Below are 12893 nucleotides of genomic sequence, written 5' to 3'. Positions count from 1 at the left end.
TTATAGCATTAATAATATTATCGTATAATAAACTTATCGATTTGCTATGATTTATTATTACAAACTCTGCAGCACTGATATGGCATTGTGCAAAATTGACAAAAATAAAAGTGAAAATTAATGTGAATTAACGATTTTGTATTTTTTTGTACAAATGTCTTTGACAATTTCAAAATATGTGGTACAATATTATTAGGTAACGCTATGCTTCTCCGCATTGCCTGCGGAGGGTACTGAAACGTTTTCTTAAATCTGCCTTTTCACGGCTGTGAAGGGGCAAGCTATTATTGCTGATGCGTTCTGCGGTCAGCCGCAGGATTGATATATGAAAGGAGCAATGAGTTTTATGTCAAAAATTATTGCAGTTACTTCCGGTAAAGGCGGAACAGGCAAATCTTCTATAAGCGCCTGTCTGGGTTATGCCCTTGCCAAGCAGGGAAACCGTACACTTATAATTGAGCTTGACTTTGGTCTGAGATGTATGGATATCATGCTTGGTATGCAGGGTAATATTACATACGATCTAGGTGACGTTCTTGAGGGTACTTGCGACGTATACAAGGCAACAACAACTGTTAAGCTTGCTTCAAACCTGAGCGTTCTTTGTGCTCCGTCCGACCCGTTCGTTCAGCTCAAAGCTGAGGATATCGAAAAGATCACACAGGAAATGAGAAAGTATTTTGAATACATAATCATTGACACCTCTGCAGGTATCAACGGTTCTGTATTTGATATAGTTACTAATTCCGACCTTATACTTATAGTTACAACTCCTGACCCTGTATGCGTAAGAGATGCGAGAATGATGTCAGATGAGTTCTATAAGAGAGGAAATCAGAAGCAAAGACTTGTTATCAACAAGGCAAACAAGAGAATATTCGAGTTTGACGAAATGGACGACCTTGACGCTATCATCGACACAGTCGGTGTTCAGCTTCTGGGTGTTATCCCTGAGGACAGTGCTATCCCTCTTGCAACAGGAAAGGGTGCGCCGCTTTCATCAAGCTCTATGGGCTTCCTTGCATTCTCTGCTATTTCAAGAAGAATAAAGGGCGAGCATATACCCCTCTCCATCAAGGTCTGAGTATATTATCAGCCGTATGCGTGAGGATATCTGCGCATAGTGCAGCTGTTTTATATAACGAAACTTATTTGTTCATTAATATACTAATATATAAACGGGGGGTTTCCATTGAATATTGCACTTATTGCTCATGACACAAAAAAGGAACTCATGGTACAGTTCTGTATCGCCTATTGCGGTGTACTCAGCAAGCACAATCTTTGTGCCACAGGTACTACGGGAAAAATGGTAGCCGAAGCAACAGGCCTTAACGTTCAGCGTTATCTCAGCGGTTCACAGGGCGGCGACCAGCAGATCGCAGCGAGAATATCCTGCAACGAGATAGACCTGCTTCTGTTTTTCAGAGATCCTATCTCAGTGAAGCCACACGAACCTAATGATATGAATCTCCTCAGACTTTGCGATGTACACAACATTCCGGTAGCCACAAACATTGCCACTGCCGAAGCGCTTATCCACGCACTTGAGCGAGGCGATCTTGACTGGAGAGATATCGTTAATCCTACAAAGATATAATTGAAATTTCATATACAAAAGCGATGAAAGGGAGAGTATTCCGTTCTTATGTTTCAGCGAGAGCCGTTGGTGAGAGGGTTCACACAAAGGGCAGGAAGAAGGACACCTTGGAGCTTCCGTTTGTTCAAGAACGGACGTATAGCTGCGTTAAAGCGTTAGAGTGATCCGACACGAAGATGTTCGGATAATTAGGGTGGTATCACGGTAAAAGTCGTCCCTTACTAGGGGACGGCTTTATTTTTTTATCCACCACCCGTAGGGGAGCGGCCCAATTTCTGCTTCACAGAAATGCGACTCCCGCTTTTTCGCTCTTCACTTACTCTCGAATACCTTATCTCAGCACACCAAAAAAAGCAAAGGCGGTATAACAATGAAAGCCAGCCAGCTAACAAAAGAAAACATCACCCCCGAAATAGTAGACAAGCTTCTTTTCGAGGGTCTTGACTATAAAGGCGAAACTGCCGACGTTATAATAGTTCTTGGAAGCCGCAAAGCCTGCGACTATCGTGTTCCCCTTGCGGCAAAGCTTTTTCAGAAAAGAAAAGCCCCACATCTCATATTTTGCGGTGGAAAAGTGCAAAAGACTTCCCTTGGTGACATGGCAGAATATAAAGCCATGCTCATATCCGCCGAAAAATGCGGCATACCGACCTCCGCCATAACTGTGGAAACACACTCTCTTGATACCATGGAAAATCTGCAAAACGCAGCCGAGCTTGTAAAAAAGCATTTTCCAAACTGCAAAAGCATTATTATAGTCACCACCGCATATCATATGCGGCGTGCCGCCATGCTTGCACAGCACTTTTTCACACAGAAAATTATCCCCTGCCCTGCCAGTCGTGGCAGCACTCAGCGAAATAATTGGTCAATGACCGAAAAAGGCAGCAAAACAGCACTTGACGAATGTCTTAAATTCGGTTATTATATAAAAAAAGGTTTTATTGACGATTTTGAAATTTGAAACGTTGTAATTACAGCACCAAGGCTCTTTAATGTAGCGGTGAACAGTGTTCGCCATTTCTTACAACGTCCCGATATCACAGCTAATTAAACGATATCGGTATTCAAAAGTTCAAGACAAAATACAGAAAGGATCGTTATTATATGGCATTGATAGTTAAAAAGCCAAAAGGCACAGAGGACATCGTTCCCTCAAAGGTCTATAAGTGGCACACTGTAGAGAAGATAGTTTCCGAAGCTGCCGAAATATACGGCTTCAAAGAAATAAGAGTACCAACTTTTGAGGAAACAGGTCTGTTCGTGCGTTCTGTTGGCGAAACAACAGACGTTGTTCAGAAAGAGATGTATTCCGTTTCCGCAGCAGGCGACTCAAAGTTCACACTCCGTCCGGAGGGAACATCCGGCACTATGAGAGCTGTCCTTGAAAACGGCATTATGAACGAGGGTCTGCCGCAAAAGGTCTATTATATCCTCTCATTTTTCAGACACGAAAATACACAGAAAGGCAGACTCAGAGAGTTCCACCAATTCGGCTGTGAAATGGTCGGCTCTGAAAGCCCAAGAGCAGACGCAGAAGTAATTTCACTTGCAAAAAGCGTTCTTGACAGAGCAGGACTCAGAAACATCAAGCTCAACATCAACTCTATAGGCTGTCCAACCTGCCGTGCAGAGTATCGCAAAGCTCTGAAAGAGTATTTTGCCGCAAGAAAAGACCAGCTTTGCGAGACCTGTCGGGACAGACTTGACAAAAATCCAATGAGAATACTTGATTGTAAAGTCAAACACTGTCAGGAGCTTGGCAAGGACGCACCTGTTATCCTCGATTATCTCTGTGATGATTGCAAAGAACACTTTGAGAAGCTTCAGGAGTACCTCTCCGTAATGGGTATCGAGTTTGACATCAACCCTAAGATAGTAAGAGGTCTTGACTACTATACAAGAACAGTTTTCGAGTTCATCACCGATGAGATAGGCGCACAGGGCACAGTCTGCGGCGGCGGACGTTATGACGGACTTATCCAGCAGCTTGGCGGCAAGCCAACCCCTGCCCTCGGCTTCGGTCTGGGACTTGAAAGACTTCTTATGGTAATGGACGCTCAGGGCTGCGACTATATGGAGCCAAAGACCTGCGACCTTTATATCGTACCAATGGGCGAGGACGCCCTTAAAAAGGCAATGGGCATAGCCTCCGAGCTTAGAGAAGAGGGCTGTTTCGTAGAATATGACCTTATAGGCAAAGGACTTAACGCTCAGATGAAGTATGCAAATAAAATAGGCGCAAAGTTCGTTATGGTGCTTGGCGACAACGAGATAGAATCAGGCGTTGCAAAGCTCAAAAACATGGCAACAGGCGAGCAGACAGATATCAGGCTTGACAACACCATTGCCGAGAACTTTTCAAACACCCTCATGGCGGATATGTTCAAGGATATCGACGCTGATATAGAGAAATTTATCGGAAAGGAGAACTAAGCAATGAGATGTGAACAGTGCGAGAAAATACCTCTGGTAGAAATACACACTCCGCAGGATATATGCTCTGCATAGGTTCTCTTGCAAGAATGCTGCTGGCAGGGGAAGTTGAAATGACCTATCAGACCTGCCCACTTGATAAGATAATGGATAACGACAACAAGTGGTATGCTGAAAAGCTTTTCCACCAGTTCAGGTGTACAAAATGCGGCACTATCTATGGTATGCTCTGCAACACCCACACAGGCGGACAGATAAAGATAAACGACAAGGTCTTTGACCCTGCTGATTATCCCGATAAAAAGGAAGATAAATAATGCTTGCAATAAGACCCGTGACCTATGAGGTAGAGACCTCACTTTCGCCCAAAAGAGTTCTCAGAAAGCTTGACGGTGACCTTATCGAGCATAGACCGACCATAAACATTCTCTCTCAAAGCAAGTTCATGAAAAACCACCGTGACGATACCATTTTTTATGGCTACCGCACAGACGCCGAAAGCTTTCAGATATTCCACCACACCGCTAAAAAGCGTGACGGAGGCTCAACAGGCTTTTATGGCAAGGTAGAAAAGACCCCCAACGGCTCCAGGATATACGGCAAGTTCAGAAAGCCTGTCTATGCCTATGTTGTGGGCGTCATATGGACGGTGCTTGTGCTTTTCCTCACCCTTATGCTTGTGGCACTGGAAGAGAAAACAGGCGCAGTATGCTTTGCCGCAATATGGCTCGTGGGATTGTTCCTCATGTTCTGGGACAACAAGAAGAAGTTTGTCAGAGCCTATCTTGACAGCTTTCCGCCTGCCGTCAGCAAAACAGACGAAAGCGACGAATAATTTTTATCAATATAAACCCAAAGAAAAGGAAGTAATGTAAAATGAAACTTGATACAATGAAGGGCTTACGCAGGACCCATTACTGCGGCGAAGTGCCTGAAACAGAGCAGGAAGTAGTTGTATGCGGCTTTGCCGACAGAGTAAGAGATATGGGCAACCTTATCTTCATCAACCTCCGTGACAGAACTGGACTTGTACAGCTTGCATTCAATGATGAAACAGACCGAGCCGTTTTTGAAAAGGCTCAGCTTGTAAAAGGCGAGTATGTCCTCATGGCAAAGGGTATGGTACGTCCTCGTGAGAGCGTGAACGAAAAGCTAAAAACAGGCAAGATAGAAGTTGCCGTAACAGACCTGAGAATTCTCTCAAAGGCTGAAACAACACCATTTGAGGTAACAAACTCAGATAAGGTAAACGATGAGCTGAAGCTCAAATACCGCTACCTTGACCTTAGAAATCCAAAGCTTCAGAAGAATATCATCACCCGTCATAAGATCGCTCAGATAACAAGAGAATATTTCTATGACAATGGTTTCCTTGAAATAGAAACTCCTATGATGATGAAGTCCACCCCAGAGGGTGCAAGAGATTACCTCGTTCCTTCAAGAGTTCACGCAGGCAAGTTCTATGCACTTCCACAGTCACCGCAGATATACAAGCAGCTCCTTATGATATCAGGTTATGACAGGTATATTCAGCTTGCAAGATGTTTCCGTGACGAGGACCTCAGAGCTGACAGACAGCCTGAGTTCACACAGATAGACCTTGAGATGTCCTTTGTCGATCAGGAGGATATCCAGGCTTGTATCGAAGGCTATATCGAAAAGCTTTTCAAGGAGATACTCGGTGTAGAGGTAACGCTCCCACTGCCAAGACTTACATTTGCAGACGCTATGAGCCGTTATGGCTCTGACAAGCCTGATACACGTTTCGGCATGGAGATACAGGATATCACAGAAACCGTTAAGGATATTGACTTTGTGGTATTCAAATCAGCTATCGAGGCAGGCGGCTCAGTTCGTGCAATAAACGTCAAGGGCGGTGCGGCAACATACACAAGAAAAGAGATCGACAAGCTTGTTGAGCACGCAAAGGGCATAGGTGCAAAGGGTCTTGCGTATATCCGCTGGGCAGACGAGCCGAATTGCTCATTCAAGAAGTTCCTTGGCGAGGGCGACCTTGAGAAGATAAACACAGCCGTTGGAGCAGAAAAGGGCGACCTTATCCTCATCTGTGCAGACAAGAACAAGGTAGTTCTTCCAACTTTGGGCGCACTCAGACTTATCTGCGGAAAGCGTCTTGGCGTTATCCCGGAGGGCAAGTTCAATTTTGTATGGATAACAGAAATGCCTTTCTTTGAGTATGATGACGAGAACGACACATGGGTAGCAGCACACCACCCATTCACAATGCCAATGGAGGAGTGTCTTGATTATCTTGACACCGACCCTGCAAACGTTCGTGCAAAGGCGTGGGATCTTGTCCTCAACGGCACAGAGCTTTCATCAGGCTCAATGAGAATAACAGACTTTGAGCTTCAGCAGAAAATGTTTGAAGCACTGGGCATGACAGACGAAGAGATAGAAGCAAAGTTCGGCTTCCTTGTAGACGCTTATCGTTATGCCGCACCACCGCATGGCGGTATGGGCATAGGACTTGACAGACTTTCCATGATAATCTGCAATGCCGACAGCCTTAGAGATGTAATAGCGTTCCCAAAGGTACAGAACGCCAGCGAGCTTATGAGTGCTTGTCCGTCCACAGTAGACGAGAAGCAGCTTGAAGAGCTTCACATCAAGACCACAGAAACAGAAGAATAATTCGCATTAACGCAAACAGGGCAGCTCATAAGGCTGTCCTGTTTTTTTTTATTGCACAAATTCTAATGACCGCACAATGTATATGTAGGGGCGAACACCGTTCGCCCGCCTGCGTTTTATCTCTCGCTCCGCTCTTTGCTGACTTTTACTTTGTGCTTGTTCTTTACCCTGGTCGGCTTTGCCCATTCCTCACTCCTCACTCCTCATTCCTCACTTATTTTCCCCTCATAAAAACTTGAAACCCGCAGCCGAATTACTCGACCACGGGTTCCAAGCTATAATTTATAAGTGGGATGGGGGCAATTTTATTGGGTAGTCACCCGTCATCTTTAAGGCTTAATCATCCTGAAGTGCGTCATAACCCTCTTCATTCGTTCTGATCTTTACTACGTTCTCAATGTTGTATACAAAGATCTTTCCGTCTCCGATATGACCTGTATAAAGGGCTGCTTTTGCAGCGTCGATAACTGCTCTTGTTGGTACCTTGCAAATAACGACCTCGACCTTTACCTTTGGCAGCAGATTTGTTTCAACAACTGCGCCACGATAATACTCAGGCTGTCCTTTCTGCATTCCGCAGCCAAGAACGTTCGTTACTGTAACACCTGTTACGTCGATGTCCTCCAAAGCTGTGATAAGATCGTTGAGCTTCTGCTGCTTGCAGATGATAGCGACCTTTGTCATCTTAGGTGTGCCGTCAGCAGACGGTGCGTCTGTTGCATAAGATTCTACCTTGATGGCCTTCTCAACAGGAACTACAGGCTCTGTTGACTTGTCTACCTTTACAACGCTCTTTGCATCGTCCTTTGTATAGCTGAGCATTGCCTGTGACATTGCTGGTGCGAAGTCAGCGTAAGAAGATACAAGGCCATGCTCTGTAACGTCAAGACCAAGGATCTCTTCCTGCTCGGAAGCTCTAAGACCGATCGTGTGCTTGATGATCTGGAATACGATAGTCATTGTGATAGCTACCCAAGCGATAACTGATACCATACCGAGAAGCTGGATACCAAGGAGATGTGCTCCACCGCCTGTGAAGAGTCCCTTTTCACCGCAAGTACCGTCTGAGAAAAGACCCACTGCGATAGTACCCCACATACCGTTGAGCATATGAACTCCGCAAGCACCAACCGGGTCATCTATCTTGAGTACCTGATCTATAAACTCTACACCTACAACTACGAGGATACCTGCAACGATACCGATTATAGCTGCTGATACTGGTGAAACTGTGTCGCATGGAGCTGTGATAGCTACAAGACCTGCAAGTGAAGCGTTAAGTGTCATTGAAACATCAGGCTTCTTATACTTGATCCAAGTAAAAATCATTGTTGTGATAGTTGCAACTGCTGCTGCAAGGTTTGTTGTTACGAAAACTTTACCTGCAAGCGGGATAGCGTCGCCTTCCATTGAAGTTGTTGACGCACCGTTGAAACCGAACCAGCAGAACCAAAGGATAAAGCAGCCAAGTGCGCCAAGTGTAAGCGAGTGACCTGGGATAGCCTTTGCCTTGCCGTTCTTGTCATACTTACCGATACGAGGACCAAGGATAGCTGCGCCAACGAATGCTGCAACGCCGCCTGCCATATGAACGCAAGTTGAACCTGCGAAATCATGGAAGCCGAGGTCTGCGAGCCAGCCGCCGCCCCAGATCCAGTGAGCCTCGATAGGATAGACCAGAAGGCTTATAACTGCCGAATAGATACAATAAGAAATGAATTTTGTTCTTTCTGCCATAGCTCCCGAAACGATAGTTGCTGCTGTTGCACAGAACACTGTCTGAAAGATAAGGAATGCGAAGAAAGGCACTCCGTCTGGAGCAACTGAGGCATATGTAGAATCAGCGATTCCCTTGTAAGCTCCGATGAACTTTCCGTCACCAAACATTAAACCGAAACCAAAGAGCCAGAACAGCGGAGTTCCGATACAGAAGTCCATCAGGTTCTTCATGATTATGTTACCTGCGTTTTTCGCACGGGTAAAGCCCGTTTCAACCATTGCGAAGCCTGCCTGCATAAAGAATACAAGTGCAGCTCCCAACAGTACCCATATAGTATTGACGGCACTGAAGCCTGTGCTTTCAGCCAATACTGTTACTGTGTTTGTCATATCTTTTTCCTCCTAAAATACAAAAAAGTGTATGACGACCAAAGCCATTCGGCTCGGTCTGTCATACACTTCATTGTGCATTCCGTATATTATTGTAGCTGTAGGGGAACAAAGTAGTAGATCTGTGGTTAGTTTGTTATAAAGTCTATGTTATATTGAAAATTTGAATTGTCCCTTACTTAACGTAGAACAGCAGGTCGCTGTATGTTGGATAAGGCCAGTACTCCTTGCCTACCAGTGTTTCGATCTTATCAGCCGGAACTCTGAGAGCGCCCATATCTGCAAAGATAGTATCGTGGAAGAAGTTTGCCATTTCCTGTGTGTCCTCGATAGCGTGTACTTTCTGTACGTCAGCTCCAGTGTGCCAAGTGCCTTGTACATCTCAGTTACGAGAGCTGAAATCTCCTTAACGGTTTCTTCCTCAAATACAGTTTCAGCACCGCAGCTCTTTGCAAGCTCAGCAGTCTTTGCGATATCCTTGATATACTTAGCGGCAGCAGGAAGGATCTCCTTCTTAGCCATGTCGATCATTGTAAGAGCCTCGATATTGAGCGTCTTGCAATACTCGTCGAGGAGGATCTCAACTCTTGACTGAAGCTCAGCTTCTGTATAAACACCGTACTTAGAGAATACGTCAACATTCTTTTGTGCAAGGAATGTAGGAACAGCCTCAGGAGTTGACTTAAGGTTAAGAAGTCCTCTCTTTTCAGCTTCAACAGGCCACTCGTCTGAATAACCATTGCCGTTGAAGATGATGTTCTGATTTTCCTTGATAGTTCTCTTGATAAGATCGTCAAGAGCGTCCTGGAAGTTGTCAGCCTTTTCAAGCTCGTCAGCAAACTGATCGAGAACGTCTGCTACGATAGTATTGAGGACTGTGTTAGGACCTGCTACTGAAAGCTTTGAACCAGGCATTCTGAACTCAAACTTATTGCCTGTGAATGCAAATGGTGAAGTTCTGTTACGATCTGTTGTATCCTTAGGGAAGTGTGGCAGAACGTCAACACCGATCTCCATCTCAACTCTCTTGTCCTCATATTTAACGCCGTTTACGATAGCATCGAGAACGCCTGTAAGCTCGTCACCAAGGAAGATAGAAATAATAGCCGGAGGAGCTTCGTTAGCGCCAAGTCTATGGTCGTTACCAGCAGAAGCAACTGAAGCTCTCAGGATATCCTGATAATCATTTACAGCCTTGATAACTGCTGTAAGGAACAGAAGGAACTGAGCGTTCTCAGCAGGTGTTTTACCAGGATCCAGGAGGTTTACACCTGTGTTTGTTGAGATAGACCAGTTGTTGTGCTTACCGGAACCATTGATGCCAGCGAATGGCTTCTCATGAAGCAGGCACTTGAAGCCGTGCTTTCTGGCTGTTCTCTTCATGATCTCCATTGTGAGCTGGTTGTGGTCGGTGGCGATATTTGTTGTGCCATAGATAGGAGCAAGCTCGTGCTGAGCAGGTGCAACCTCGTTATGCTTTGTTTTAGCGTAGATACCAAGTTTCCAGAGCTGCTCGTCAAGATCTTTCATGTAAGCCTGAACTCTTGTCTTGATAGTACCGAAATAGTGATCTTCAAGTTCCTGACCCTTTGGAGCAGGTGCGCCGTAAAGTGATCTGCCTGCAAGGATAAGGTCCTCTCTCTTTGCATACATCTCTCTGTCTACAAGGAAGTATTCCTGCTCAGGACCAACGTTTGATGTAACTCTTGTTGCGTCTGAGCCGAACAGCTTCAAAATTCTGAGAGCTGATTTATTGATAGCTTCCATTGAACGGAGAAGCGGAGTTTTCTTATCAAGTGCTTCGCCATTGTATGAACAGAAAGCAGTAGGAATACAAAGTGCCTTTTCCTTAATGAATGCGTATGAAGTTGGGTCCCAAGCTGTATAGCCTCTTGCCTCGAATGTTGCTCTCAATCCGCCTGAAGGGAAAGAAGAAGCGTCAGGTTCGCCCTTAACAAGCTCCTTGCCTGAGAACTCCATGATAACGTGACCGTCCTCAGTTGGCGAGATAAAGCTGTCGAGCTTTTCTGCTGTAAGACCTGTCATTGGCTGGAACCAGTGAGTGTAATGTGTGCAGCCCTTTTCAACTGCCCAATCCTTCATTGCATTAGCAACGATGTTTGCAACCTCGATATCAAGTGGATCGCCGTTGTCGATAGTCTTCTTCAAAGCCTTGTATGTAGCCTTTGGAAGTCTTTCTTTCATCACTGATTCATTGAATACGTCTGAGCCGAAATATTCAGGAACGTTTGCCATATTGAATTCCTCCTATTATAAATTATAGTCTAAAAAAATAAAAAAGACACTGCGAACCTGATCGGTTCACAGCGCCTTTGCTGTTTACAGTTATGAGTATATACCTTTTGACCTCATTTGTCAAGGCTTTTTTTAATTTTTATAGACTTTTACAAATCGACGCAAAAATATTTGTTGAAACTTGTGAAATCACATCCTATGTCAATAGAATGCACATATTTTTGTAAAGAAATACATCAAACTGCTAAAACAGTGAAAAAAAAGTGGGCGACCCTAGGTCGCCCCTACGATAATATCCTAAATATCTATATAATGATCCTTATCAGGTCTGTCTTTGAACTCTTTTTTCATAAGCTTATTTACCTTTTTGAGCTTTGAGCCTGCGGTAAAACAGCCGAAGATATTCGTCACACCTGAAACGAGCAGAGCGATACCAAGGACTATCATTGCGGTTTCGCCTAAAATAAGAGGGTCAAAGAGGAGGAGTATACCAACGAGAGTGGTAACAGCAGCTGAGATACAGCTCACGTTCCAGCTTTCTACACCTGCACGTCTAAGGTTAAGGGAGTCCTGAATGTTCACGATGCCGCTTATGAGCATATAAAGTCCGCAGACAACGGCAATGACTTTCGGGATAAAATCAGGTCTTATGATAATGAAAATGCCTATGGCGGCGAGGATGATCCCTCTTACAAGGCTTGAAGAATAGCTCTGGTCATCTTTGCCCATGGCGAAGTATCTTATAAGCTCCACTGCACCGAATGCGGTGAAAAGTCCACCGATAACATAGCCTATGGCATCGGTGAAGAAATTAGGGTCGATTATGAGCGCAATGCCCAGCACTACGCAGAATATGGACAATATCCAATAGCTTCTGAATACTTTTTTGATATATTCCATTTTTATCTTTCCTTTCATGTTTTTATAATGCTTCAAGCTGGCGACTAGACGTGCGACCTCAGGTCGCCCCTACAATTTATTTGTGCAGTACAAAGGTGTTGCATTAATAAATGCACAGCGTGAAATGCCCGTCACGGCGAATGACCGCCCCTGCAATAACATTGCAGAAATTACGCCGCACCATTACAAATATCATTTTGCCGACTTTAGCTTTGCCGCCTTTATTACTTTCATTCGTGAGAACTCCTCTCTGTCCTTTTCTTCAAGAGAGTCAGTAATGAATTTCACTATGTGTTCATTTCTTGGAATGATTATGTTTTGCAAGGCGTTTGCTCTGCGCTGTGTCTTTTTTATGGCTACGGACAGTCTGTAGATACTGTTTTCCACCTCTGCGAGGACTGCTGTGGTCTGTTTTACCTTTTCAAAGGCAAGATAGGCTCTGTCAAGCTGAGAATCGGTCTGAGAAAAGCCGTATGTGACTTTCAGAGGGCGTTCTTTAAGGGTGACCTTTGGCAGCTCAACGCCCATGACGCTTCTTGTGCTTATCTCAACGCCTGTTTCAACAGGGATACAATTTGCATAAGGTGTAACAAGACCCATGGAGATATTTGCAAGCTGGAGTGCGCTGTAGGCTTCCTTGTAGGTGTCCTCAATGCTTCCTCTAAGCTCCCCTGCTTTGTCAACAAGGCTCATAAGCTCTCTTATAAGGATATTTCTTTTTCTGTCCAGAAGCTCATAGCCCAATGCGGCAAGCTTCAGAGCCTTTTTATAAAGTATAAGATTTCCCTTTGTGGCAAAGACCTGCTGTTCAGCCATTGGTCACACCCTCTTTGGTATGATATTAGCATAGTCCAAACTGCTGACTACAGTGGTGACAGGCTATGCTTATTTTGATATAATAAGAAGGTAATGGACTGACGGTCACCCCCTTAGAACT

The 12893-nt window shown here is 44.7% G+C and carries 10 protein-coding genes, 1 pseudogene and 1 other annotated feature; of the genes and pseudogenes, 7 read left to right on the top strand and 4 right to left on the bottom strand.

Going from position 1 to position 12893, the window contains the following annotated elements:
* The first annotated feature begins 346 nt into the window (after window positions 1-346).
* From DW793_RS12610 to aspS, 7 genes are all read left to right on the top strand, one after another.
* The gene (locus DW793_RS12610; RefSeq protein WP_022287014.1) at window positions 347-1084 is read left to right on the top strand and encodes a P-loop NTPase; all 738 of its coding nucleotides are present in this window, start codon (window positions 347-349) and stop codon (window positions 1082-1084) included.
* Between the two features lie 108 nt (window positions 1085-1192).
* A complete protein-coding gene (gene mgsA / locus DW793_RS12605; RefSeq protein WP_022287015.1) occupies window positions 1193-1600 on the top strand; it encodes a methylglyoxal synthase in 408 nt (135 codons plus the stop codon).
* Between the two features lie 14 nt (window positions 1601-1614).
* Window positions 1615-1822, top strand: a binding site (T-box leader).
* 148 nt (window positions 1823-1970) lie between these two features.
* Window positions 1971-2564 carry a YdcF family protein gene (locus DW793_RS12600; protein ID WP_118158345.1) on the top strand — a complete coding sequence of 198 codons (594 nt, stop codon included), beginning with the start codon at window positions 1971-1973 and terminating at the stop codon, window positions 2562-2564.
* A 143-nt stretch (window positions 2565-2707) separates the two neighbouring features.
* Window positions 2708-4036, top strand: coding sequence for a histidine--tRNA ligase (hisS, locus tag DW793_RS12595; RefSeq protein WP_118158344.1), 1329 nt, complete (start codon window positions 2708-2710; stop codon window positions 4034-4036).
* 17 nt (window positions 4037-4053) lie between these two features.
* Window positions 4054-4353 carry a hypothetical protein gene (locus DW793_RS12590; RefSeq protein ID WP_252969893.1) on the top strand — a complete coding sequence of 100 codons (300 nt, stop codon included), beginning with the start codon at window positions 4054-4056 and terminating at the stop codon, window positions 4351-4353.
* Window positions 4353-4871: a hypothetical protein gene (locus DW793_RS12585; RefSeq protein ID WP_118158343.1), complete on the top strand. Its 519-nt coding sequence runs from the start codon at window positions 4353-4355 to the stop codon at window positions 4869-4871. The genes DW793_RS12590 and DW793_RS12585 overlap by 1 nt, the downstream gene beginning before the upstream one ends.
* A gap of 41 nt (window positions 4872-4912) precedes the next feature.
* Window positions 4913-6691: an aspartate--tRNA ligase gene (aspS, locus tag DW793_RS12580; RefSeq protein WP_252969892.1), complete on the top strand. Its 1779-nt coding sequence runs from the start codon at window positions 4913-4915 to the stop codon at window positions 6689-6691.
* A 336-nt stretch (window positions 6692-7027) separates the two neighbouring features.
* Here the strand turns inward: aspS and DW793_RS12575 are convergent, their stop codons facing one another.
* The 4 genes and pseudogenes from DW793_RS12575 to DW793_RS12560 form a co-directional block, all read right to left on the bottom strand.
* Window positions 7028-8800, bottom strand: coding sequence for an ammonium transporter (locus DW793_RS12575; protein WP_118158342.1), 1773 nt, complete (start codon window positions 8798-8800; stop codon window positions 7028-7030).
* A gap of 175 nt (window positions 8801-8975) precedes the next feature.
* Window positions 8976-11056 (bottom strand): annotated as a pseudogene (locus DW793_RS12570) (glutamine synthetase III).
* 297 nt (window positions 11057-11353) lie between these two features.
* Window positions 11354-11956, bottom strand: coding sequence for an HdeD family acid-resistance protein (locus DW793_RS12565; RefSeq protein WP_181984067.1), 603 nt, complete (start codon window positions 11954-11956; stop codon window positions 11354-11356).
* Between the two features lie 192 nt (window positions 11957-12148).
* Window positions 12149-12772, bottom strand: coding sequence for a V-type ATP synthase subunit D (locus DW793_RS12560; RefSeq protein WP_038672664.1), 624 nt, complete (start codon window positions 12770-12772; stop codon window positions 12149-12151).
* Window positions 12773-12893: the final 121 nt, after the last annotated feature.

The sequence above is a fragment of the Ruminococcus sp. AM31-15AC genome, assembly GCF_003462045.1.
GTDB classification, from domain to species: Bacteria; Bacillota; Clostridia; order Oscillospirales; family Ruminococcaceae; genus Hominimerdicola; species Hominimerdicola aceti.
The sequence above is the reverse complement of the archived record's forward strand: the minus strand, read 5'-3'. Positions and strand labels throughout refer to the sequence as shown.